This is a genomic window from Amycolatopsis sp. NPDC004169 (assembly GCF_040610315.1).
Classification (GTDB): Bacteria; Actinomycetota; Actinomycetes; order Mycobacteriales; family Pseudonocardiaceae; genus Amycolatopsis.
The window spans coordinates 111,243-134,634 of sequence record NZ_JBEXMD010000028.1 but is presented as its reverse complement, the minus strand read 5'-3'; the positions used below and the strand labels follow the sequence as shown (position 1 = coordinate 134,634).

The following is a 23,392-nucleotide window of genomic DNA, read 5'->3' as shown; positions in this document are numbered from 1 at the left end:
ATCAACGCCCACTGATCATCCGAGAGCAACTGAAACCGCGACACACCTCGGAGCATCCCAGCCGCCAGCCGAAACTTTTGTCAGACACGCCCTAGCCCGCAACCGCGGTACCGGAGGACCATCTCCGCAGCGCCGCGCACCACGCGCTGCAGTGCGGGTTCTGCACCCCCGGCATGATCGTGCAGTCGATCGACCTCCTGGCCTCACCGGCGCCGCCACAGATCGGTCGGCCGCCGGGCGCGCCGCTACGCCCCGAACCACGGGACCACTCGCAACCCCGGCGCCGGAGAACCCCGCCTCGACCGCACCGATTCACCGCGGTGCCGGTTCGTCCGGATCCGGCTGGGCCGGGTCGGTGATTACCGCGCAACGGCCTTCCCGGCTGCCCTAAGCTGCCAGTCCGACACGCACGAAGGATGTTCTGCTCATGGCGATGCGCGAACTGCGCTATTTCGGCGACCCGATCCTCAAGTCCGCCTGCGATCCGGTCACCGTGTTCGACGAGAAGCTCGAAGCGCTCGTGCGGGACCTGGTCGACTCCGTCAAGCCCGCCGGGCGCGCCGGGCTGGCCGCACCGCAGATCGGCGTCGGGCTTCGCGTTTTCAGCTATGACGTTGCCGGGCTGACCGGGTATGTCGTCAACCCCGAGATCGTCGAGCTGTCCGAGGAAACGCACGAGATCAACGAAGGCTGCCTGTCGGTGCCGGAACTGTGGTTCCCCACCAAGCGGGCGAAGCACGCGAAAGTCCGCGGCGTCGACGTCCACAACGAGCCGATCGAGGTCGAAGGCGAAGACGTGCTCGCGCAATGCCTGCAGCACGAAACCGATCACCTCGACGGCATCCTCTACCTCGACCGGCTCACCGCCGAGCGCAAGAAGACCGCCCTGCGCGAGGCGCGCGACAAGGACTGGTTCTGGAAGCGCTGACGCTCAGGCCGGCAGGAACATCCTGAGCCGGGCGCCGTCGTCGATGCTGCGTTCCGTGCGCAGGCCGGCTCTGGCGGCCGTCCGGGGCAGGATGTCGTCGCCCGCCAGGCAGTCCGCCGTCAGCTCCGTGATGCCCTGGGCCTCCGCCAGCACCGCGAGCCGCGCCAGCAGGGCCGTTCCGATGCCCTGGCGCTGCCAGTCGTCCTCCACCAGGAGGGAGATCTCCGCGCCGCCCGTGAGCATCGGGATGAGCTGGGCCAGGCCGATCACCTCGCGGCCGAAGACGGCGAGCACGCTCGTGCCGCGCGGCGGCACCAGCAGCCGGTGGAGGCGGCGGCGCGGGACCGTGCGCACTCCCGTGTGGTAGCGGCGGAACAGCGTCGCCATCGAGCAACGGCGGTGCAGTTCGGCCACCGCGTCGGCGTCGCCGGGGACGCCCTTGCGCAGGACGATCGCCGCGCCGTCCGGGCGGTCGAGGACCACCGGGCCTGCCACGTTGCGGGACGCCGCGGCGAGCAGCGTCACCAGCGATTCGGCGCGAGTCAGCTCCAGCTGCACGAACGGCGCCCACTGGCGGCGCGCCACCAGCGCGCTGTCGCCGGCCAGCGTGAACACCGCCCGGTGCCCGCTCTCGGTGCGCGCCGGGTTCGCTTCGGCGGCCGGGACGAGCGTGACGACGTCCGCGGCCAGCACCTCCTTGAGCACGTCGGCCAGGCGGGCCGGGTCGTCGATCGCTCGACGCGCCGCGAGCAGGGTCGACGCCGACGGGTCGACGAGCTCGTGGACGTCGGCGTCGATGATCGCCGTGCACTCGCAGCCCTCGGCGCGGATGGCGTCGACCAGGTGCCGCCGGGGCAGGCCGGTCGCCGGGCGCAGCACGATCTCGTCGAGCACGCCGCCGGGCACCGGCAGCACGGACAGGCCGAGGATGTTGCACTCGAGGTCGGCGAGCCGGATGGCGATGCGGGCGAGGGTGCCCGGGTGGTCGTGCATCCGGATCCGCACCCGCCACGCCGACGGCGCCGCCGGCTCCTCGACGGCGGCCGTCCGGCCCGGCTGGGGCAACGCTTCGGAGGTCTCCATGCCCCCACGGTCCCCCGGGGTTGTTGCCTCCCCAGGACGCCGGTGTTTCGCGCAGGTCAGCGTTCGACGCGCTGCGGCAACGCCGCCGAAACACTCCGCGCGGGCGCCGGATGCGGTGTCCGCGCGGGTGAGCCGGTCAGCGCGGGGTCAGCACGCAGAACTCGTTGCCTTCCGGATCGGTCAGCACCCGCCACGGCAGCTTCGGACCGCCCAGGTCCACCGGCGCCGCACCACCCGCGATGACCTCCTGCACGACCGCGGCGTGGTCGGCTTCCGCCGGGGGCGCGACGTCGAGGTGCACGCGGTTCTTGACCTGCTTGACGTCGTCGTTGCGCAGGAACTCCAGCCACGGCCCGCGGCCGGACGGCGCGCGCAGCCCCACCAGGACCTCGCCCTCGCGGAACTCGATCGGCCGGCCGGTGATCCGCGTCCAGAAGCCCGCGAGGAGCTCCGGGTCGTGCGCGTCGACCACGATCGACGCCACCGCGCCGGTGTCGCCGTACCGCTCGCGGGGCTCGAGGAGGCAGAACTCGTTGCCTTCCGGGTCCGCGAGCACCACCCACGGCACGTCACCCTGCCCGAGGTCGGCCCGGCGCGCGCCCAGCTCCAGGGCACGCGCCACCAGCTCGGCCTGGTGCTCCGGTGTCCTGCTCGCCAGGTCCAGGTGAACGCGGTTCTTGACCTCCTTGGGTTCGGGGACCGGCACGAAGACGAGGTCCAGGTCCCAGCCGTCGCTCTCCGGCGCGCGGACGTCGATCTCGTCGGCCTCCTCGACCGCGACGTACCAGCCGAGCAGCGCCGCCCAGAAGTCCGCCAGGACTTCCGGGCGCGCCGCGTCGATCACCAGGTTCACCAGGCGCGTGCTCATGCGCCGCAGGCTAACCGCCACCCCCGACAGTTCCGGTTCGGCTTCCCCACCGGCCGGGTCATCGGGTTGCGAGCCGCAGCAGCGCCCAGAGCTGGGCCGCCTGGTCGTGCACGCCTCGCACGGTCACCGCGGTCAGGGACGCGCGGCCCCAGAGCCACAGGTAGATGAGCTCGGGCTTGGCGGCCGTGACGACGTCGTCCGCGGCTTCGGCCTCCTCGGCCGAGCAGCGCCAGGCTTCCGTGGTGGCCGGACCGGCCCGCGCGATCCAGCTGTGCGCGCCGGCCCGGACGCCGACCGAGCCCGCCTTCGTGCCCGTCAGGCCGAGCATCGGCAGCTTCTGGCCGAACCACAGGGTGAGCACCTCGTCGATGCCGTCGATCGCGACGTCCTCGGGCACGCCGCGCGGCTCGGCGCCGGCCGCCTGCTCGACGTCCACCCGGTGGACGACCGTTTCGTGCAGCATCCGCCGTCGCCAGAAGCCGTAGGTCCGGTCCGCCGGCCACCAGGTGTCGGCGCGGTCCGCCGGGTCGTGCGCGGCGAGCTCGTCGAGCAGTTCGGACAGGCCGGCTTCCAGGAACTCCTGCAGGCTCTGGCCGGGTTCCGGGTCGCGCGGCCAGTCGTCCGGGCTCCGGCCGTCGGTCAGCCGGCGCCGGACCATCCGGTAGAGGCTGCCGACGTGCCGGGCGACCTCGCCGAGCGACCAGCCGGGACAGGCCGGCACCGGCGCTTCGGTCGGCGCCGCGCGGACGGCTTCGGCCAGCAGCCTGCCTTCGATTCCCAACGCCGTGAGCAGCCGCCCCTGGTCGACCGGGCCGTGCTCACGCGACATGGGCTTCCCCGGTGATCGGCAGGCCGTGCACGAGCCGGCGGACGAGTTCGAGGAACGGCGTGGCCGCCCCGACCAGCCCGGCAGCGGACTCGGCGGTGACTTTCCCGGTGATCCCGGCCTGCGCGGCGGCGCGCGTGGCGGAGTTGCTGGCGAAGAAGGCGGACCACTCCCGCAGCTCCGGGGCGACGGAGTCGAGCAGGTCCCAGGTGCTGGCGGGCCGCGCCCGCCCCCGGTGCGGCCGCCCCCGAGCGGCGAGAACGGCAGCGGCCCCCCGCAGCGCGGCGAGGTAGGCGCCGATGAAGCGTTCGGCGGGCCGGGGTTCCTGGGTGGCCTCGGCCAGCCCCCGCCGAGCCTGCGCCAGCAACCCGGCGGCGGCCGGAGACGCGGGCGGGCGCAGCGCCATCGGGAGCTGGGACTGGTCGGAGTCGGCGCCGGGCGGGCGGAGCGACGGGGGGAGTTCGGGCGGTCCGGCGACGACAGGAGCCTCCGGAGCCGGCCGGCCGGCCGCATCGGCAGCCACGGACGACGGCTCGACAGGCTGCCCGACCTGCGGCGATTCCACCGGAGCGACCGGCTCAGCCTGCGGCGAAGCCGCCGGCTCAGGCCGGTTGGCGCCCGCCTGCCGGGCAGCAGACGGCGCGACCGGCTGCCGGGGCTCCCCCGCGCCCGACAGCTCGAGCTGCCCGGAACCCGCGACCGCAGGACGAACAGCTTCTCCTCCGGCACGCACCTGCGGCGAAGACGGAGCGACCGACTCACGCCGACCGGCACCGTCGGCACCCACCGAACCGGGCTGCGCCGAAGCCACCGGCTCAGAGCGGCGGGCGCCCATCGGCCGGGCAGCGGACGGCGCCACCGGCTGCCGGGACTCCCCCGAGTCCGGCAGCTCCAACTGCCCGGGATCCGCAGCCCGCGCCGAACGCGCCTGCTCGGGAATCGCCGTCGGTAGCTCTCCCGAAGCCGAAGCCGACGTGCACAAGGAGATCGGCAGCTGAGGCTGCCGCGAATCCGCCGCCGACGGGCGCTGCCGGGGCTCTGCCCCCGGGGTCAAGCACTGCCTGGACCGCCCGCGCCGGTCACCGGCCGGGGCCGGTTGCGGGCGCAGCGACATGGGCAGCTCCGGCTGCCCGGGATCCGTGGGGGACACGACCTTGACGGACATGGCGACCCTCCCTCCTGCGCGGGTGAGCCGGGCACCTGACCGGTGCGCGCTCACCGAATGTCGAACGCCTGTTCGAACGATTTCCAGAGTAACCCCGGACCCGGTGCCCGCTCAACCCCGGGCGGGCGTGGTGCGGGACACCAGGTCGGTGGCGTGATCTCATAGGTTCATGAGTTCGCTGGAGCACCCCGCCGTCGCCAAGGTGGCGGCCGCGCTGGCCGAGGCCGGGCAGCGCGGCGCCGCCGAGGGCATCCGTGTCCTGCCCGCCGAGGTCCGGACCGCCGCTCAGGCGGCCGAAGCACTCGGCGTGCCCGTCGGGGCCATCGCCAACAGCCTCATCTTCCGCCTGGGGTCCGACAAAAAAGCGCTCCTCGCCCTCACCTCGGGCGCCCACCGCGCCGATCCGGCCACCCTCGAGCGACTGGCCGGGGGCGGAATCGGCAAGGCCGACGCCGATTTCGTGCGGGCGCACACCGGGCAGCCGATCGGCGGCGTCGCGCCCACCGGGCACCCGTCGCCGCTGCCGACGCTGGTCGACACCGCCCTGCGCGAGCACGCCGTCGTCTGGGCCGCCGCCGGGCACCCGAAGGCCGTCTACCCGACGACGTTCGCCGACCTGGTGGCCTTGACCGGGGGCACCCCGGGCGCGCTCGGCGGCGCGGAGGAAGATGGACAGCCGTGACCGCGATGCCCGCCGGCTGCTCCCGGTACGTCCAGCTCTCCGCGGAGGAGTTCCGCGCCCGCCTGCCCGAAGCGCTCGACATCTACGTCCGGGCGATGCGGTACCCGGCGGGCACCGCCGAGCAGCGTGCGCCGATGTGGCTCACCCACGCGCTGCGCGAGGGCTGGCGCTGCATGGCCGCGCTCGACGCCGACGACGTCCTGCTCGGCGTGGCCTACGGCTACCGCGGCCGGGCCGGGCAGTGGTGGCACGAGCAGGTGCGCCACGGCCTGAGCCGCCGGTCCGGCGCCGCCGAGGCCGACCGCTGGCTGGCGGACTACTTCGAGCTGACCGAGATCCACGTCCGGCCGGAGAACCAGGGCCACCAGATCGGCGAGGACCTGCTGCGCAGCCTGCTGGAAGGCGTCCCGAGCGCGAACGTGCTGCTGTCGACGCCGGAGGGCACGAGCCGGGCCTGGAAGCTCTACCGCCGCACCGGCTTCGTCGACGTCCTGCGTGACTACCACTTCGCCGGCGACCCGCGGCCGTTCGCGATCCTGGGCCGGGCCCTGCCCCTCGACCCGCGCTGAGCCGAGGGGCGGGGAGCCCTCAGCGCGGCTCGGGCCGCCAGTAGCCGACGACCAGCGCCGCGACCAGCACGGCGGCGCCGCACCACGCCGTCACGCCCAGCCGTTCACCGAGCAGCGCGGCGGACAGCACCGCGGCCGTCAGCGGCTCGAGCACCGCCGACAGCGAGCCGAGCACGGGGTGCGCGTCGGCCAGGCCGCGCAGGTACGCGGCGTACGCGAGTGCGGTCGGGATCGCGCCGAGGTAGCAGATGATCGCCAGGACGTCCGCGTGCAGCGGGATCGCCATGCCGGACCAGCCCGCCACCGGGAGCAGCAGCAGGCCGCCGGTGAGGCAGCCGAACGCCGTCGTCGACAGCGGATCCAGGCCTTCGACCGGCCTCGCGGTGACCAGGGTCAGGGTCGCGAAGCCGGCCGCGGCGAGGAGGGCGAAGCCGAGGCCGCCGAACGAGAACGCCTCGCCCGGCGACCACTGGAGCAGCACCAGGCCGGCGAGGGTGCCCGTCACGGAGACCAGGGTCCAGCGCCGGAGTTTCCGCACCGACGCGAGGGTGACCATGACCGGCGCGGCGCCGATGGTGGTCATGGTCGCGACGCTGACCGAACTGAGCGCGACGGCGGCGAAGTAGCTCGCCTGGAAGAGCGCGAACAACCCGCCGACGGCGAGGACGCGTTTCGCCGCTTCGGGGGTGCGCGGGAGGCCGCGGCGTTTCAGGAGGACGACCGCGACGGCACCGCCGACGAGCAGCCGGTAGTCGGCGACGGCGATCGGGTGGAGGCCGGCCCGCCGGGCGAGCAGCGAGCCGGCGAGGCCACCGGTGCCCCAGAGGACACCGGCGAGGACCAGCGCGGCCGACGAGCGGGCGCGCGTGGGTAGGGCGAGGGACATGAACGCTCCTGCGTCTGCGTCGAAGGAAAGGGAGTTCGACGAGCGCGGGGTGAGTGCGCACCACGAATCAGCCGCGGGTCCCGAGGACCACGCGGCGAGGGACCACCCCGCTCAGCCGCGGGGCGGTGGGGTGACGAAGAGGATCCGGCGCACGAACGGAACCTAGCCGGGAGACGCGAAGCGGGGCCACCGGATTTCCGGTGACCCCGCCCACCTCTCCGTCAGTCGAGGGTGGCCAGCTGCTCCCGCAGCGTGTCCAGCCCCATCCCGCCGAGCTTCAGTGCCTCCGTGTGGAACCTCTTGATGTCGAACGCCGCTCCGGCGCGGGCCTGGGCCTCCGCGCGGGCCGCCAGCCAGAGGCGCTCGCCGATCTTGTACGCCGGGGCCTGGCCCGGCCAGCCCAGGTAGCGGTCGATCTCGTCGCGGACGTGGGCCTGGTCGGTGATCGTGCGGGTCAGCATGAACTCCAGGCCCAGCTCCGGCGTCCAGCGGGCACCCTCGTGGAAGCCCGTTCCGGCCGGGATCGGCAGCTCCAGGTGCATGCCCAGGTCCACCACCACGCGGGCCGCGCGGAACAGCTGCTCCGACAGCATCCCCAGCAGGTCGCCGTCGTCGGACAGGTAGCCCAGCTCCTCCATCAGGCGCTCCGCGTACAGGGCCCAGCCCTCCGCGTGCCCGGAGGTGAACGCCACCAGCCGCTGGTACTTGTTCAGGCCGGCCGACTGGTCCACCGCCGTCGCGATCTGGAGGTGGTGGCCCGGCGCTCCCTCGTGGTACACCGTGCTCGTCTCGCGCCAGGTGCTGAACTCGTCCCGGCCCGACGGCAGGGACCACCACATGCGCCCCGGACGGGTGAAATCCTCGCTCGGGCCCGTGTAGTACGCGCCCACGCCGCCACCCGGCGGGGCGATCTTGCACTCCAGGGCCATCACCCGGTCGGAAATCTCGAAGTGCTTGCCGCGCAGGAATTCCAGCGCGTCGTCGGACAGGCGCTGCATCCACGCCTCGAACTGCGCGCGCCCCCGCACGCGGTAGCGCGGGTCCGCGTCCAGTGCCGCCGCCGCCTCGGCCGGCGACGCGCCCGGCTTGATCCGGCCGGCCACCGCGCGCATCTCGGCCTCGATCCGGGCGAACTCCGCCCAGCCCCACTCGTAGGCCTCCCGCAGGTCCAGTGCCGCGCCGACGAAGTACCGCGACCACAGGCGGTAGACGTCCTCGCCGACGGCGTCCTTGACCGGGGCCTTCGGCGCCAGTTCGGCCCGCAGGAAGCCGGCGAACTCCGCGAACGCCTCCTCCGCGGCCCGCGCGCGGTGCCCGAGGTCGGCCGTCAGCGCCGAACCCGGCGAAGGCGCGACGAGCTGGGTGAAGAAGCCCGTCTCGTCCTTCATGCCCGCCCACGTCTCGCACTGCTCCGCGACCTTCGCGACCTGCCGCAGCGCTGAGACGTGCCCCGCGTCGGCCGCCGAGAGCAGGCCGCTGCGGACGTTCGCCAGCGCCTGCGGGACCTCGGCGATCCGGGCCGAGAGGGTCGCCCAGTCCTGCTCGGTGTCCAGGGGCATCAGGTCGAACGCCATCCGCAGTTCGTGCACCGGGCTGGAGATGACGTTGAGGCTCGCCACGTCCAGGCCGGCCTCGTGGATCTCCAGCTCCAGGCCGACGCGCTCGGTGAACACGGCCTTGGCGGCGCGCTCGGCGGCGTCACGTGGCTCGGCGGCGGTGACGGCGGCGTGCGCCCGCGCGGCCAGCCCGGCGCGCTCGGCGAAGCCCGCCGCCGAGTAGTCGGTCAGCCGGTGGTCGTGGCCGGCGACGCCGTGGACGGTCGCCGCGACCGGGTCCGCGGCCACGTAGTCGTCGACGTAGCGGTCACAGATTTCGTGCACGCCTTCGGAAGCAGTAGAAGCCATGCGCCGCACGCTACCGGGCCACTTGCACCCGGTGGTACGTACTCAGGCACGGGCCGGGACGAGGCCCAGCCGGGCGATCACCTCGCGCGTCGCCTTCGAGCGGTTGAACGTGTAGAAGTGCAGGTTCGGCACGCCCTCGGCGATCAGCTTCTCGCACAGCTCGGTGGTGACGTCGATGCCCGCCGCGCGGAACGCCTTGGGGTCGTCGGCCAGCGGTTCGAGGCGGTCCAGGACCTTCCGGGGTGCCGGTGCGCCGGACAGCTTGATCGTCGTCTGCAGGGTCCGCATGGTGGTCAGCGGCATGACGCCCGGCAGCACCGGGACGTCGCAGCCGGTCGCGGCGACCCGGTCGCGCAGCCGCAGGAAGTCCTCGGGGTCGTGGAACAGCTGCGCGATCGCGAAGTCCGCGCCCGCGCGCAGCTTGCGGACCAGGTACTTCGTGTCCGACTCCAGGTCGGCCGAGCGCGGGTGGCCGTAGGTGTAGGCCGAGACGCCGACGCAGAAGTCGCCCAGCTCACGGACCAGCTGCACCAGCTCTTCGGCGTAGGTGAGGCCCTCCGGGTGGGGGATCCACTCGCCGTAGACGTCGCCCGGCGGGTCGCCGCGCAGCGCGAGGATGTTGCGGACGCCGACCGAGGCGTACCAGCCGATCACGTTCCGCAGCTCGGCGACGGAGTGGTTGACCGCGGTGAGGTGCGCCATCGGCACCAGCGTCGTCTCGGTCGCGACGCGGGCGATGCTGCGGACCGTGCCGTCGCGGCTGGAGCCGCCGGCCCCGTAGGTGATCGACATGTACGCCGGGTCGTACGGCTCGAGCTCCCGGATCGCCTTCCAGAGGACGGCCTCGTCCGCCATGTCCCGGGGTGGGAAGAACTCGATGGAGAACTTCGGCCCGTCTCCGCGCAACCGCTCGATCACCGACGTCATACCTCGAATGTTAAGGGCCACGGCTTTAGACTCGATACAGGAGTGAGCGATGAGGTACGACGACGCCAGCTGGGACGAGGACGTGCGCCTCGCCGTCTACCGCGCCTTCGCCGACCGCGGCCGCGCGCCGTCCGCGCCCGAGCTGGCCGACGCCGCCGGCGGGTCGCTGGCCGTCGCCAAGCAGGCCCTGCACCGGCTGGCCGACGCCCACCACCTGGTGCTCGACGAGTGGGAGCACGTCGTCCTGGCCCACCCCTTCGCCGCGAAGTCGCTCGGCTTCTCCGTGATGGGTTCGCACACGCTGTGGTGGGGCGGCTGCGCGTGGGATTCGTTCGCCATCCCGCACCTGGTCGACACCGAGCCGGAGGTGCTGGTGGCGACCCGCTGCCCCGGCTGCGGGCAGCCGCACGCGCTGGTGGTGGACCGGTCCACGCCGCCCGAAGGCAGCCAGGTGGCGCACTTCCTGGTCCCCGCCGCGCGGATGTGGGACGACGTGCTGCACACGTGCGCGAACCAGCGCCTGTTCTGCTGCGAGTCCTGTGTGGACGCCTGGCTGGCGGAAACCGGGCGGGCCAAGGGGTCCGTGCTCGACCTGGTCACCCTGTGGCGGCTCGCGCGCGGCTGGTACGCGGGCCGGCTGGAGCGCGGCTACCGGCGGCGCGAACCGCACGACGCCGTCGCCTACTTCGCCGAAGCCGGCCTCTCCGGTCCGTTCTGGGCGGCCACCGCGGGAGTCTGATTCGCCACATCGGGGTGACCCGGCGGGCCGGACCCGCGCGGGTTCCGCGAGGATGGCGGGATGAACGCGCCCGTCGCCGACAGTGACCTGCCCGCCCACGTCGAGCGCGCGCTGGCCGGGTTCCTCGAGCGGGCGAGCGCCGAAATCCTGGGGACCGAGCCGACCGTCGCCGCCGGGATCGACGCGCTGCGCGGGTTCGTGCTCGGTGGCGGCAAGCGCTTGCGCCCGACGTTCGCCTGGTGGGGCTGGCGCGGCGCGGGCGGCGACCCGGCGGGTCCGGACGCCGAGGGGGTGCTGCAGGCGGTGTCCAGCCTGGAGCTGATCCAGGCGTGCGCGCTGATCCACGACGACCTCATCGACTCCTCCGACTCCCGCCGCGGCAACCCGACCGTGCACATCGCGAGCGCGAAGCTGCACGCCGACCGCGGCTGGCTCGGCTCGCCGGCGTCGTTCGGCCTGGCCACCGCGGTGCTGGTCGGCGACCTGGCGCTGGCCTGGGCGGACGACATGTTCGCCGACGCTCCCCTGCCGGCCGGGACGCTCGCCGCGGCCCGCCCGGCCTGGCGCGCGATGCGCACGGAAGTGCTCGCCGGGCAGTACCTCGACGTCCGCACGCAGGCCACCGGGGACGCCTCCGTCGAGGCCGCGCTCAAGATCGACCGGCTCAAGACCGCCGCCTACACCGTCCAGCGCCCGCTGCACCTGGGTGCCGCGCTCGGCGGCGCGTCCCCGGAACTGATCGCCACGCTGCTGGAGTTCGGCGGCGAGGTCGGGGTCGCCTTCCAGCTGCGCGACGACCTGCTGGGCGTGTTCGGCGACCCGTCGGTCACCGGCAAGCCCGCCGGCGACGACCTGCGCGAGGGCAAGCGCACCCTGCTCGCCGCGCTCGGCCTGCAGCTCGCGGCCGAGAAGGGCGAGCGGGCCGCGGCCACGGTCATCGCGGACGCGATCGGCGACACGGACCTGACCGACGAGGGCGTCGAGACCGTCCGGATGGCGTTGCAGCAGGTCGGCGCGGTCGACGCGGTCGAGCGCCGGATCGACGAGCTGACGACGGCGGCGATGGCCGCACTCGACCGCGCGCACCTGGCCGAGCCGGCGCCTGCCGCGCTGACCGGGCTGGTCGTCAAGGCCACCCAGCGGACGTACTGACGTGCGGCGGATCGACGGGCCGGCCGACCACGTCGTCGTCATCGGCGCGGGGCTGGCGGGGCTTTCGGCGACGCTGCACCTGCTCGGCGCCGGACGGCGGGTCACGCTGCTGGAGCAGGCGGACGTCCCGGGCGGGCGGGCCGGGCAGCAGAGCTTCGACGGCAACGCGGTCGACACCGGCGCGAGCGTGCTCACCATGCCGGAGCTGCTCGAAGAGGCGTTCGCCGCGGTCGGCGAGCCGCTGGCCAAGAACCTGCGCCTGACCCGGCTCGACCCGGCGTACCGGGCGCGGTTCGCCGACGGCAGCACGCTGGCGCTGCACACCGACGGCGACGCGATGGAGGCCGAGATCCGCGCCTTCGCCGGCGCCCGCGAAGCGGTGGGTTACCGGGCGCTGCGGCGCTGGCTGACCGAGCTGTACGCGGCCCAGAAGGACCGGTTCATCGGGGCCAACTTCGATTCGCCGTTCGACTTGGCCCGTCCCGAGCTGGCCCGTCTCGGCGCGCTGGGCGGTTTCGGCAGGCTCGGCCCGCGCGTCGGCCGCTACCTGCTCGACGAGCGGGTCCGGCGGCTGTTCACCTTCCAGTCGCTGTACGCCGGGCTCGACCCGGCGCGCGCGATCGGCGCGTACGGCGTGATCGCGTACATGGACACCGTCGGCGGCGTCTACTACCCCGAAGGCGGGATGGGCGAGATCGGCCGGGCGATGACCGGCGCGGCCGCGCGGGCGGGCGCGGACGTGCGGTTCGGGACCGAAGCCGCGTGGCTCGAACGGGTGCATTCGCGGGTGCGCGCGGTCCGGACGCGCTCGGGCGAGCGGATCGCCTGCGACGCCGTCGTGCTGGCCACCGAGCTGGGGACGGCCTACCGGCTCCTCGGCGCACGGCCTCGGCGGCCGGTGCCGCTGCGCTATTCGCCGTCCGCCGTGGTCCTGCACGGGCGGACCACCGAAAAGTGGGACCTCGGGCACCACACGATCTTCTTCGGCGCGGCCTGGGAGCGGACGTTCACCGAGATCATCCGCGAGGGCAAGCTGATGAGCGACCCGTCGCTGCTGGTCACCCGCCCGACGGCGACCGACCCGGGGCTGGCCGGCCGCGGCGGCGAGATCGTCTCGGTGCTCGCGCCCGCGCCGAACCTGCGCCGCGGCCCGATCGACTGGGACCGCGTCCGCGGGCCCTACCGCGAAGAGCTGCTCCGCACGCTCGAAGCGCGCGGCCTGACCGGGTTCGGCGAGGAGTTCACCGTCGACGAGACGATCACCCCGGCGGACTGGGCGGCGCGCGGGCTGACGGCCGGGACGCCGTTCTCGCTGGCGCACACGTTCACCCAGACGGGCCCGTTCCGCCCGGCGAACCTGGTCCGCGCGGCGGGCAACGTCGTGCTGGCCGGCTGCGGCACGACACCGGGCGTCGGCATCCCGCCGGTGCTGATCTCCGGACGGCTCGCGGCGGAACGGATCACCGGCCGGTGAACGAACTCGACGCCGCCGGCATCCACGGGCCGTCGTTGCGGGCCGCGTACACCGAGTGCCGCCGTATCAACGCCCACTACGGCCGCACGTTCTTCCTGGCGACGCGCCTGCTCCCGGCCCGGGCGCGGCCGGCGGCGCACACGTTGTACGGCTTCGCGCGGATGGCCGACGAGCTGGTCGACAACCCGGCGCCGGGCAGCGACCCGGCGGCTGCCCTGGACCGGGTCGGCGCCATGGTGGACGTCGTCTTCTCCGGCGGCGACCCGGGCGAACCGGTGCTGGTGGCCCTCGCCGACACCGTGCGGCGGTACGGCCTCTCGCGGGAGCTGTTCGACGCGTTCCTGAAGTCCATGCGGATGGACCTCGCACCGGTCGAATACCGGACGTTCGCCGAACTGGGCGAATACATGTACGGCTCGGCCGCGGTGATCGGGCTGCAGATGCTGCCGGTGTTCGGCACGGTCGGCCCGCCGGCCGACGCTTCGCCGGGAGCCGTCGCGCTCGGGGAGGCGCTCCAGCTGACGAACTTCCTGCGCGACGTCGGCGAGGACCTCGACCGCGGGCGGCTGTACCTGCCGACCTCGGAACTGGCCGCCTTCGGCGTCACCCGCGAACTGCTCGAGGCCCGGCGGCCCGACCCACGGATCCGGGCGGCCCTGGCGTACTTCGTCGCGCGGACGCGGGCGGTGTACCGGCGGGCCGAAGCGGGTGTGGCGTTGCTGCGTCCCGAATCGCGCCCGTGCGTGCGGACGGCGTTGACGTTGTACGAGGGAATCCTGGACGAGATCGTGGCTTCGGACTACGACATCCTGACGCGGCGAGCAGTGGTCCCGAAGTGGCGCAGGCTGGTGGTCGCACTACCACCCTTGGCCACCGTCTGGACGCGCGAGACGCTCGGAGGCGGTCGTAGGCTGCGATCATGACCGAACGACGCATCCGGATCGGCCTGCAGCTCCAGCCGCAGCACGCCGACTACGACTCCATCCGGCGCACCGCGTCGGCCGCCGAGGACCTCGGGGCCGACATCGTCTTCAACTGGGACCACTTCTACCCGCTCTACGGCGATCCCGACGGCAAGCACTTCGAGTGCTGGACCATGCTCGGCGCGTGGGCGGAGTCGACGTCCCGGGTGGAGATCGGTGCGCTCGTCACCTGCAACAGCTACCGCAACCCCGAGCTGCTCGCCGACATGGCGCGGACGGTCGACCACATCTCCGGTGGCCGGCTCATCCTCGGCATCGGCTCCGGCTGGTTCGAAAAGGACTACGACGAGTACGGCTACGAGTTCGGCACCGCGGGCGGCCGCCTCGACGACCTCGCCGAGTCCCTCCCCCGGATCGAGAGCAGGCTCGGCAAGCTGAACCCGGCGCCGACCCGCAAGATCCCGGTGCTGATCGGGGGCGGCGGCGAGAAGAAGACGCTCAAGCTCGTCGCCAAGCACGCCGACATCTGGCACGGCTTCGGCGACCCGGAGGTCGTCGAGCGCAAGGTCAAGATCCTCGACCAGCACTGCGCGGACGTCGGCCGCGACCCGGCCGAGATCGAGCGCTCGTGCGGTGTCCAGGGCGAGCCGGACGAGCTGGGCCCGAAGCTGCTCGGGCTGGGCGTCACGACGTTCACGGTCGGCGTGGGCGGCCCGGACTACGACCTCGACGCGCTGAAGTCCTGGATCGCCTGGCGCGACAAGACCCAGGGCTGAGCTTCACCCGCGCGCCCGGTGCGCGGCGACGCGTTCGCGCGTCGCGCACCGGGGCGAGCAGTACCGCCGCGGGCTCCCGCCACCCGTGTGGGCGAAGGGCTTCCCGCACGCCGGTGACGCGCACAGCCCTCCCGGTGGCCCCTGGCGCTCCGCCAGGAGCGACGCCAGGCCCAGCGCCGAGGACGTCACCAGCCAGGCGCCCCACGGCCCGTCGTCGGCGCTGTCGATGTGCAGGTGCCAGCCGTAGCCGTCCTCGTGGTCCGTCAGGCGCGGCGGGCCGGCGTACGCAGCGAACAGCCCGTTGAGCACTGAAGCCGCCGAAGCGGCGTCACGCGCTGCGAAGACTTCGCGCAGCTCACGCGCTGCCGCACGCAGTTCCGACACGTCGCTCGAAGAGAGCGAGACGTCCGGTTCGCCGTGAGCACGCAGGACCTGCGCCACCACGGCCGGCTCCGGGGACGGGGCCAGCAGAACACCCAGCAGATCCACCGCGCGCTGCACGGAATCCCGGTGCGGAAAAGCCATGCCCCACTGTAACGTCTTGCCGGTGATAAGACGTTACCTGGTCGGCGCCACGCTCGCCCGGACCGGCGACGAGCTGTCCGGTCCCGCGCTGCTGCTGCTCGGGATGACCGCCGGCCCGCACGCCGGTGCGGCATTGCTCGCCGGGCTGACCGCGGCCGCCGCCGCGGGCGGGCCGGTGTTCGGCGCGCTGCTGGACCGCAGTGCGCGTCCGGGACGGCTGCTCGCGGTCGCGCTCGGCGGCTACGCGGGCGGGATCGCGCTGGTCAGCGTCACCTTCGGGCACCTGCCACTGACCGCTGTCGTCGCCGTGGCGGTGGTGACCGGCCTGCTCAACCCCGCCATCGCCGGCGGGTGGACCGCGCAGCTGCCCGCGGTCGCCGGGCCCGCGCTGCCGGCCGCCAGCCGGTTCGACGCCATGACCTTCACCGCCGCCGCCCTCACCGGGCCCGGGCTCGCCGGGCTCCTCGGCGGGCCGGCCGGGCTCGTAGCCGCCGTCGGCCTGGTCGCCGCGGCGATCCCGGTGGCGTGGTTCCTGCCGAAGCGGTCACCGCGGAAGAGCCGCCTCCGGGACGGCTTCGGTGTCCTGGTCCGCAACGTGCCGTTGCGGCGGGCGACCGTCGCCTCGACGATCTCGTGCGCGGGCATCGGGATGGTCACCGTGTGTTACCCGCTGCTGGGCGCGGCGCACCTGCGCGGCCCGGCGGACGGCGCGCTGCTGCTGGCCGTCCTGGCGGTGGCCTCGCTGCTGGCCAACGCCGTCCTCGCGAGGTGGCCGCTGCCGTGGGCGCCCGACCGGACGGTGTGGCTGAGCACCCTCCTCCTCGCGGCGAGCTGCCTGGTGGCCGCGACCGGGCACGGCGTCGTCTTCGCGGCCGTGCTGGCCGGGTTCGCCGAAGGTCCGCAGCTCACGGCCTTGTTCGCGATCCGGCACCGCGAGGCGCCGGAGCACGTTCGCGCGCAGGTATTCACGACGGCGGCGAGCGTGAAGATCACCGGGCTGGCCGCGGGCGCGGCGCTGGCCGGTCCGCTGGCCGCGTGGTCGCTCCCGGCGTGCCTGATCGCCGCCGCGGCCGTTCAGCTGGTCGCGGCGTCGACAGCTTTCCGCAGGTCAGAACGCCATGGCCTGGGCGCGCCGCTTGACCTCGGTGCCGTGGCTGGTCCGCAGGGCGTTGATGGGCGTGCTCCCGGGCAGCGTGTCGTCCGCGGTGAACAGCCACCGCAGCATCTCGGTCCGCGAGAACCCGGAGTCGGCGAGCACGGTGATCGTGCCGGCCAGGCCCTTGACCACGCCGTCTCTGACGAAGAAATCGCTGGGCACGCACAGGTCACCGCCGCGCTTCAGCGCGATCAGCTGCCCGTCGCGCAGCATCTGCCGCACCTTGTTGGCCGAAGTCCCGAGAACGGTCGCCACCTCCGCCAGCGGAAGGACCGCGATGGCGGTGTCGAGGATGTCTTCGGCGACAGGAATCCCACTCACAGGTGACACTGTGCCACATTTCGTCCCCTCACCCGCTAGTGCGCACGGGTGACCCGCGAGGTCTCCTCCACGAGGCGTGGCCGATTCCGTACGATCCATACTCGTGACACGCACCCAACCCAGCCTGGTCGGCACGCTCCTGGAGCGGCGCTACCGGGTGGACCGGCTGCTCGCCCACGGCGGAATGTCTTCCGTCTATCGGGGGACGGACACCCGGCTGGACCGTCCGGTCGCGATCAAGATCATGGATCCGCGGTTCGCCGACGACCGGTCGTTCGTCGACCGGTTCGTGCGCGAGGCGCAGTCCGCGGCGCAGCTGCACCACCCGCACGTCGTGGCGGTGCACGACCAGGGGTTCGACCTGCCACCGGGTGCGGAGTCGGGGCTGGCGTTCCTGGTGATGGAGCTGGTCGACGGCGGGACGCTGCGCGACCTGCTGGACGACGGCCCGCTGGACGTCGCGCTGGCGCTGAGCGTCGCCGAGCCGGTGCTGTCGGCGCTGGCCGCGGCGCACCGGTCCGGGCTGGTGCACCGGGACGTGAAGCCGGAGAACGTGCTGATCGGCCGGGTCGGGCAGCACACCGGCGGGGCGGTGAAGGTCGCGGACTTCGGCCTGGTGCGGGCCGTGGCGAGCGCGGGCACGACCTCCGCGAGCGTCATCCTCGGCACGGTCGCCTACCTCTCCCCCGAGCAGGTCGAAACCGGCGCGGCGTCCGCGCGCGGCGACGTCTACTCCGCCGGGATCCTGCTGTACGAAATGCTGACCGGCCAGGTGCCCTACACCGGGGACACCGCCATTTCGGTCGCCTACCGGCACGTGAACGACGACGTGCCGCCGCCGAGCCTGCTGCGCCCTGAACTGCCGCCCGCCCTCGACGACCTGGTCGTCCGGGCGACCCGGCGGGACCCGCAGCTGCGGCCGGCCGACGCCGGGGAGTTCCTCAGCCAGCTGACCGCGGTGCGCGCCCAGCTGGGGCTGCTGCCGGTGACCGTGCCGATCCCGGTGTCCCACGGCCAGGGCGACCTCGCCGACACCGAGCGCACGCTGCCGCGGATCCCGCAGGTGCCCGACACCGCGAAGACGATGCCGGTGCACCGCCCGAACGCGACGCGGGCGCTGAGCCACGTCGCCGGGCCGGCGACCACGCAGGTGCCGCCCGTGACGCCGCCGCGGCGCCGGAGCCGGCCGGAGCCGGAGAAGCCGCCGCAGGACAACCGCAAGCGGGTCCTGGTGATCGCGGCCGCGGTGCTGCTGCTCGGCGGGCTGATCGGCGCGTTCGCGTTCATCCTCACCGACACCGGCGGCGACAAGACCGCCCGCGTGCCGAAGCTGGTCGGGCTGAACCAGGCCGCGGCGGGCGACGCGCTGCGGGCGGTGAAGCTGACCCCGACGTTCAGCCAGGAGTACGACAACACGGCGCCGTCGAACACGGTGCTGCGCGCCGACCCGCCCGAGGGCACGACGCTGTCGCCGAACGCGACCGTGTCGGTGGTGCTGTCGAAGGGCCGCCCGCAGGTGCCGGACGTCCGGCCGGGCACCGCGCTCGCCGACGCCGAGCAGGCGATCAAGGCGGCACAGCTGACGCCGGTCCGCGGCACCGACGACTTCGACCCGGAGGTCCCGCAGGGCGCGGTCATCCGCACGACGCCGGCCGCGGGCAGCCAGCTGACCATCGGCGGCCAGGTGACGATCATCGTGTCGAAGGGCCCGATCCCGCTGCCGCCGGTCCCGGACGTCACGGGCCGGAGCAAGGACGAGGCGTTCGGCCTGCTGCAGCAGGCCGGGTTCGAGCCGTTCCAGGCGGGCGAAGAGTTCAAGCAGGACGTCCCGGGCGGCGCGGTCACCCGGACCGACCCGCCGGCGAACTCGCAGCCGAAGGCCAAGCGGATCGGCGTGTTCGTCAACAACGCGGTCCAGGTGCCGGACGTCCGGTTCCGCTCGTTCGAGGACGCCCAGAAGATCCTGGAGCAGGCGGGCCTGAAGGCCGACCGCGACGGCGGCGGCCGCGGCCGCGGCAACGGCGGCGGCGGGTTCGACTTCGTGTTCCAGCAGGACCCGCAGCCGGGCTCGTTCGTGGCGAAGGGCTCGAAGGTCAAGCTGAAGGGCTTCGGGGGATGATCGGCAGCCGGGGCCGCGTGACGGGCACGATCGGCCCCGGCCTCATCGGCGAGGTGCTGCTGAACGTCCGCGGCGGCACGGAGGCGTTCTACGCGTACCCGGCGGATCCGGAGGAGACGTTCACCTCGGGCACGCAGGTGCTGGTGGTGGACTTCGAGCCGCCGCGGACGGTTTACGTGGAACGGTGGCAACCGCTGACCCGCTGATCGAGCGGGTCACGCGCACGGCCCCCGCCGCAAACACCCCGAACCACGGCAAAATCCCCGCCGCCGACCGGCGCGGCCAACGCGCTCCGCGCACCGCCGTGAATTCACCCGGCCGGTGGCAACCGCCGGCCCGCTGACAGCGTCGAAGAGGCACCAGCACACCCACAACAGAAAAGCGAGGGGGTCGGTGCCATGAGTCTCGTCGAAATCCTGCTGGTCTCGGCCGGTGGCGTCATCGCCGTCTTGATCGTCGTCTTCGGGATCCTGCGATTGCTCTACAAGGTCGCCGAACCGAACGAGGCGCTGATCATCTCCGGGCTCGGCGTGCGCGTCGACCGGGCCGAGACCGCGGACAGCCTGGGGTTCAAGATCATCACCGGCCGCGGGGTGAACGTCATCCCCGGGTTCCAGACCGCGCGGCGGCTGTCGCTGGACACCCGCGGCGTGAACCTGCAGGTCTCCTGCGTCTCCAAGCAGGGCCTGCCGGTCACCGTGCGGGCCGTCGTCATCTACAAGGTCGGCGACGACTACGCCTCGATCGCCAACGCCGCCCGCCGGTTCCTCGACCAGCAAAAAGGCATGAACGACACGATCCACGAGCTCTTCTCCGGCCACCTGCGCTCGATCGTCGGCGGGCTGACCATCGAGGAGATGATCCACAACCGGGACGCGCTCACCGGCGAGGTGCGGCAGTCCTCGGCCACCGAGATGATCAAGCTCGGCCTGATCGTCGACTCGCTGCAGATCCAGGAGATCGACGACGAGTCCGGCTACATCCTCAACCTCGGCAAGCCGCACGCCGCCGCCGTGGCCGCGTCCGCCCGGATCGCCGAAGCCCAGCGGGACCAGGAAGCCGCCGAGGTCGAGCAGATCTCCGCCGCGAAGAAGGCCGCCGCCGTGCGGGAAAGCCAGATCCAGCAGGCCGGGTACCAGGCCGAGGTCGACCAGGCGCGGGCGAAGGCGTCGCAGTCCGGCCCGCTGGCCGAGGCGACCGCGCGCCAGGAGGTCGTCGTCCAGGAGACGCGGGCCGCCGAGCTGGAGGCCGCGCTGGCCGAGCAGCGGCTGCAGTCGCAGGTCCGCAAGCCGGCCGACGCGAAGGCGTACGACACGCGCACGACCGCCGACGCCGCCCGTGACGCCTCGATCGCCAAGGCCCAGGCCGAGGCGAAGGAGACCGAGCTGCGGGCCGCCGCGGACGCCACGCGCGTCAAGACGGCCGCCGAGGCCGAGGCCCAGGCCACCAAGGCCCGCGCGGAGGCGATGGCGGGCGCGACCCGGGCGACCGGCGAGGCCGAGGCCGCCGCGGCCAAGGCCCGTGGCCTGGCGGAAGCCGAAGCCGCGAAGGCCCGCGGCCTCGCCGAAGCCGAGGCGGCCCGCGCGAAGGGCCTCGCCGAAGCGGACGCGATCAAAGCGCGCGCCGCGGCGCTGGCGGAAAACCAGGAAGCCGTCGTCGCGCAGCAGCTGGCCGAGCGCTGGCCGGAGATCGTCGAGGCGGGCGCGAGCGCGTTCGGCAACGTCGACCACATGGTCGTGCTCAACGGCGCCGACGGCGTGTCCGACATGTTCGCCAAGGCGCTTTCGCTCGGCGGAACCGGTCTCGGCCTGGCCCGGCAGCTGATGGACGCGATGGGCAAGCCGCCCGAGAAGGAGCTCGACGAGGCCGCCCGGAAGAACGGCGAACTCAAGTTGAGCGACTAGCGCGTCACGCAGCGTACGGCCCTTGTGTCCCGGATCACGGGAAGCAAGGGCCGTACGCCCGATCGGGGGCGGCAATTCCCGGGCGGTTGTCCTACCGTGGGCGCATGGTGCCGGACAGCGTGTCGCGGGCCGCCCGATGAGCAGCTTCTTCACCGGCGGTCCGCGCGAGCGTCCCCTGTTCCCGGTCCCGGAGCAGGAGCTCTACGCGTTCAACGGACGGCACTGGACCGATGCCCCGCGCGAGCACATCGTCCCGGCGGTGCTGCCGTGGGCGCAGCCGCTGGGCCGCTCCGAACGCACGGTGGTCGCGTTGCGGATCATCGAGGTGTGGCCGGAGGCGCTGACCCTGCGCATCACGGTGTACTCGCGGGACAGCCTGGTCGACGACCCCGCCGAGGGGCTGATCGACCACCGGCGCAAGCCCGACTACAACGGGTTGCTGATCGGCGTGCTCTACGCCGACGGCAGCCGGGCGAGCTCCGAGACGATCTCGGTGCCGTCCGCGTCCGAACCGGAGGCCCCGGTGCTGCGGGCCCAGCCGGTCGGCGGCACGCGTTTCGCCGTCGAGCACGAGGTCTTCCTGTGGCCGCTCCCCTCGGCCGGCCCGCTGAAGCTGGTCGTGCAGTGGACCGACCGCGACATCCCGGAGACCCGCACGACGCTCGACGGCGGCGCCATCCGGTCCGCGGCGAAGGACGCCGCGGAGATCTGGCCCGGTCTCGGCAAGCGGCAGGTGAACGGCCTGCCGGTGCGCCGGGTCGGCAAGCAGGTCGCGCTCACCCCCGACTGGGGGACCCCGGTGGCCCGGGCGGAAGACGCCCGGCCTGCTCCGGGCGAATGAATCTTTTTCCCGATCTGTGAGCCCGGGCACCGTGGCCCGGGGTATCTCGAATGGCTGAACGGGGTGGGCAGTTAGCTTCGTGGAAACACTTCGACCACCCGACCGTCATGTCGGGCTGGTGCAGTGGGTCCAACCCCTTCCGACGCACGAGGCCGTGCGCCCCCAGCGAACCCGGAAAGGTCGCCCATGGCAGGCTCGCAGCTCAGCGCACTCGACGTCGCTTTTCTTTGCCTGGAAAGCGAAACCACCCCGATGCACATGGGAGCGGTGGTCACCTTCACCGCCCGCGGCCCGGTGGACCCGGCCGCGTTGACCGTGTTGCTCGCGCAGCGCGCCGCCCGGCTGCCGAAGCTGCGCCAGCGGGCCCGCGCGGAACTCTTCCCGCCGGGCTCGGCCAGCTGGAGCGACGACCCGGATTTTGTTGCGGCCGACCACATTCACCACGTCGTGCTGAGTTCGCTGTACGAACCGGACCCCCTTTCCGCGTACGCGTCCCGCTGGATCGCCGAGCCGCTCGACACGACCCGGCCGCTGTGGGACCTGACGCTGGTCACCGGGCTGCCGGACGGGAAGTTCGCACTGCTGCTGAAACTGCACCACGCGCTGACCGACGGCGCCGGCGCGTACGCGGTCGCGGCCGGCCTGCTCGACGGCGTGAAACTGCCGGAGCGGGCCCCCGCCCCCATCCCCGCCCCGCGCTCCACTTTGGACACGGTGAAGGACGCGCTGGGTACGGTGTGGGGCCAGGCCGGGATCGCCTCGTCGCTGGTGCGAGCGGCCCGCCCGCCGCTCTCGCCGGTGTCGGCACCCCCCTCGGCCGAGCGGCGCTTGGGCTTCGTCCGGCTGCCGCTGACCGAGCTGCGCCGGGTACGCCGCGCGCACGGCGGCACGACCAACGACGTCGTGCTGGCGGTGCTGTCGGGGGCGCTGCGCGAGTGGCTGGTGAACCGGGGGCAGCGCGCCGACGGCCGCACGCTGCGCGCGCTGATCCCGGTGAGCGTGCGCGGCCGGGCCGGTGAGCAGCTCGGCGGCAACAAGCTTTCGGGTTACCTGTGCGACCTGCCGGTGGGCGAGGACGACCCGGTCGAGCGGCTGCGGGCGGTCCGCCGGGCGATGACCCGCAACAAGGCGGCGGGCCCGAGCCGCGGCGCGGGTGCCCTGCCGCTGCTGGCCGACCACGTCCCGCCGCTGCTGCACCGCCTGGGCACGCGCACGGCGGGCCAGGCCGCGCCGATGCTGTTCGACCTGGTGATCACCACGGTCCCGCTGCCACCGGCCCGGCTGTCGCTGCACGGCGCCCGCCTGGCCGAGATCTACCCGTTCGTGCCACTGGCCCCGCGCCACGCGGTGGGCATCGCGGTGGCGACGTACCGGGATTCGGTCCACATCGGACTGCAGGCCAACGGCGCGGCGGTCCCGGACGTGGGGTCGCTGCGTGACGCGGTCCTGAAGTCGGCGGCCCGGCTGCTCGACGCCTCCTAGTCTCCGGCGGCCGCCCGGATCAGCGCCTGGGCGGCCCAGTGCATCACCTCGGTGGTCTCGTCCGGCTCGAGGTGGCACGCGTCCCGGGTGACGATCAGCACCTCGACCCCGTAGACGAGCATGAGGCCCATCGTCAGCCGGC

24 protein-coding genes and 1 pseudogene are annotated in these 23,392 nt (G+C 73.4%); 14 read left to right on the top strand and 11 right to left on the bottom strand.

Annotated elements, in window-relative coordinates; genetic code table 11:
• Positions 1-137: 137 nt before the first annotated feature.
• A pseudogene (locus ABZX11_RS31815) lies at positions 138-221 on the top strand (2Fe-2S iron-sulfur cluster-binding protein); the annotation flags it as partial.
• A 206-nt stretch (positions 222-427) separates the two neighbouring features.
• Positions 428-928 (top strand): peptide deformylase, encoded by a 501-nt coding sequence (def, locus tag ABZX11_RS31810; RefSeq protein ID WP_176175857.1) that lies wholly within the window; start codon positions 428-430, stop codon positions 926-928.
• Between the two features lie 3 nt (positions 929-931).
• On the opposite strand, the gene ABZX11_RS31805 is transcribed toward def, so the two are convergent.
• The 4 genes from ABZX11_RS31805 to ABZX11_RS31790 form a co-directional block, all read right to left on the bottom strand.
• Positions 932-1,993 (bottom strand): GNAT family N-acetyltransferase, encoded by a 1,062-nt coding sequence (locus ABZX11_RS31805; RefSeq protein WP_176178260.1) that lies wholly within the window; start codon positions 1,991-1,993, stop codon positions 932-934.
• 154 nt (positions 1,994-2,147) lie between these two features.
• Entirely contained in the window at positions 2,148-2,879 is a 732-nt protein-coding gene (locus tag ABZX11_RS31800; protein WP_354919868.1) for a VOC family protein, read from the bottom strand.
• Positions 2,880-2,937: 58 nt separating this feature from the next.
• Positions 2,938-3,708 (bottom strand): maleylpyruvate isomerase family mycothiol-dependent enzyme, encoded by a 771-nt coding sequence (locus ABZX11_RS31795; protein WP_176175855.1) that lies wholly within the window; start codon positions 3,706-3,708, stop codon positions 2,938-2,940.
• A complete protein-coding gene (locus tag ABZX11_RS31790) occupies positions 3,698-4,111 on the bottom strand; it encodes an SAV_6107 family HEPN domain-containing protein (protein ID WP_176175854.1) in 414 nt (137 codons plus the stop codon). Before ABZX11_RS31790 ends, ABZX11_RS31795 begins: the two co-directional genes overlap by 11 nt.
• Before the next feature lie 928 nt (positions 4,112-5,039).
• On the opposite strand from ABZX11_RS31790, the gene ABZX11_RS31785 reads away from it, so the two are divergent.
• Both ABZX11_RS31785 and ABZX11_RS31780 read left to right on the top strand, forming a co-directional pair.
• On the top strand, positions 5,040-5,552 hold the full coding sequence (locus ABZX11_RS31785) for a YbaK/EbsC family protein (protein WP_176175853.1): 513 nt from the start codon (positions 5,040-5,042) through the stop codon (positions 5,550-5,552).
• Positions 5,549-6,121 carry a GNAT family N-acetyltransferase gene (locus ABZX11_RS31780; protein ID WP_176175852.1) on the top strand — a complete coding sequence of 191 codons (573 nt, stop codon included), beginning with the start codon at positions 5,549-5,551 and terminating at the stop codon, positions 6,119-6,121. The genes ABZX11_RS31785 and ABZX11_RS31780 overlap by 4 nt, the downstream gene beginning before the upstream one ends.
• Positions 6,122-6,140: 19 nt before the next feature.
• Here the strand turns inward: ABZX11_RS31780 and ABZX11_RS31775 are convergent, their stop codons facing one another.
• From ABZX11_RS31775 to ABZX11_RS31765, 3 genes are all read right to left on the bottom strand, one after another.
• The gene (locus tag ABZX11_RS31775; protein ID WP_354919862.1) at positions 6,141-7,007 is read right to left on the bottom strand and encodes an EamA family transporter; all 867 of its coding nucleotides are present in this window, start codon (positions 7,005-7,007) and stop codon (positions 6,141-6,143) included.
• 221 nt (positions 7,008-7,228) lie between these two features.
• Positions 7,229-8,911, bottom strand: a complete 1,683-nt coding sequence (locus tag ABZX11_RS31770) for a DUF885 domain-containing protein (RefSeq protein WP_354919859.1) — start codon at positions 8,909-8,911, stop codon at positions 7,229-7,231.
• Between the two features lie 42 nt (positions 8,912-8,953).
• A complete protein-coding gene (locus tag ABZX11_RS31765; RefSeq protein ID WP_354919856.1) occupies positions 8,954-9,838 on the bottom strand; it encodes a methylenetetrahydrofolate reductase in 885 nt (294 codons plus the stop codon).
• A 49-nt stretch (positions 9,839-9,887) separates the two neighbouring features.
• Here ABZX11_RS31765 and merB point away from each other — a divergent pair, with 49 nt between their 5' ends.
• The 5 genes from merB to ABZX11_RS31740 are packed head-to-tail and all read left to right on the top strand — an operon-like array spanning position 9,888 to position 14,902.
• Entirely contained in the window at positions 9,888-10,577 is a 690-nt protein-coding gene (gene merB / locus ABZX11_RS31760) for an organomercurial lyase (RefSeq protein ID WP_354919853.1), read from the top strand.
• Between the two features lie 60 nt (positions 10,578-10,637).
• Positions 10,638-11,729, top strand: coding sequence for a polyprenyl synthetase family protein (locus tag ABZX11_RS31755; RefSeq protein WP_176175847.1), 1,092 nt, complete (start codon positions 10,638-10,640; stop codon positions 11,727-11,729).
• Between the two features lies 1 nt (position 11,730).
• A complete protein-coding gene (gene crtI, locus ABZX11_RS31750) occupies positions 11,731-13,203 on the top strand; it encodes a phytoene desaturase family protein (RefSeq protein ID WP_176175846.1) in 1,473 nt (490 codons plus the stop codon).
• Entirely contained in the window at positions 13,200-14,126 is a 927-nt protein-coding gene (locus tag ABZX11_RS31745; protein WP_176175845.1) for a phytoene/squalene synthase family protein, read from the top strand. Before crtI ends, ABZX11_RS31745 begins: the two co-directional genes overlap by 4 nt.
• Complete coding sequence (locus tag ABZX11_RS31740; RefSeq protein ID WP_354919848.1) at positions 14,123-14,902, top strand: LLM class F420-dependent oxidoreductase; 780 nt, start codon at positions 14,123-14,125, stop codon at positions 14,900-14,902. Before ABZX11_RS31745 ends, ABZX11_RS31740 begins: the two co-directional genes overlap by 4 nt.
• Positions 14,903-14,905: 3 nt before the next feature.
• Here ABZX11_RS31740 and ABZX11_RS31735 read toward each other — a convergent pair whose 3' ends face one another.
• From ABZX11_RS31735 to ABZX11_RS31725, 3 genes are all read right to left on the bottom strand, one after another.
• Positions 14,906-15,427: a CGNR zinc finger domain-containing protein gene (locus ABZX11_RS31735; RefSeq protein ID WP_354919845.1), complete on the bottom strand. Its 522-nt coding sequence runs from the start codon at positions 15,425-15,427 to the stop codon at positions 14,906-14,908.
• Between the two features lie 240 nt (positions 15,428-15,667).
• Positions 15,668-16,084, bottom strand: a complete 417-nt coding sequence (locus tag ABZX11_RS31730; protein ID WP_354919842.1) for a hypothetical protein — start codon at positions 16,082-16,084, stop codon at positions 15,668-15,670.
• A gap of 451 nt (positions 16,085-16,535) precedes the next feature.
• Complete coding sequence (locus ABZX11_RS31725) at positions 16,536-16,904, bottom strand: helix-turn-helix domain-containing protein (protein ID WP_176178259.1); 369 nt, start codon at positions 16,902-16,904, stop codon at positions 16,536-16,538.
• Between the two features lie 103 nt (positions 16,905-17,007).
• On the opposite strand from ABZX11_RS31725, the gene pknB reads away from it, so the two are divergent.
• From pknB to ABZX11_RS31700, 5 genes are all read left to right on the top strand, one after another.
• Positions 17,008-19,023, top strand: coding sequence for a Stk1 family PASTA domain-containing Ser/Thr kinase (pknB, locus tag ABZX11_RS31720; protein WP_354919839.1), 2,016 nt, complete (start codon positions 17,008-17,010; stop codon positions 19,021-19,023).
• On the top strand, positions 19,020-19,229 hold the full coding sequence (locus ABZX11_RS31715) for a hypothetical protein (RefSeq protein ID WP_176175841.1): 210 nt from the start codon (positions 19,020-19,022) through the stop codon (positions 19,227-19,229). Before pknB ends, ABZX11_RS31715 begins: the two co-directional genes overlap by 4 nt.
• A 192-nt stretch (positions 19,230-19,421) precedes the next feature.
• On the top strand, positions 19,422-20,927 hold the full coding sequence (locus ABZX11_RS31710; RefSeq protein ID WP_354919836.1) for an SPFH domain-containing protein: 1,506 nt from the start codon (positions 19,422-19,424) through the stop codon (positions 20,925-20,927).
• 136 nt (positions 20,928-21,063) lie between these two features.
• On the top strand, positions 21,064-21,768 hold the full coding sequence (locus ABZX11_RS31705; protein WP_176175839.1) for a hypothetical protein: 705 nt from the start codon (positions 21,064-21,066) through the stop codon (positions 21,766-21,768).
• A 186-nt stretch (positions 21,769-21,954) separates the two neighbouring features.
• Complete coding sequence (locus tag ABZX11_RS31700) at positions 21,955-23,250, top strand: wax ester/triacylglycerol synthase family O-acyltransferase (protein ID WP_354919832.1); 1,296 nt, start codon at positions 21,955-21,957, stop codon at positions 23,248-23,250.
• Here ABZX11_RS31700 and ABZX11_RS31695 read toward each other — a convergent pair.
• Positions 23,247-23,372 (bottom strand): hypothetical protein, encoded by a 126-nt coding sequence (locus ABZX11_RS31695; protein ID WP_354919829.1) that lies wholly within the window; start codon positions 23,370-23,372, stop codon positions 23,247-23,249. The genes ABZX11_RS31700 and ABZX11_RS31695 overlap by 4 nt on opposite strands.
• Positions 23,373-23,392: the final 20 nt, after the last annotated feature.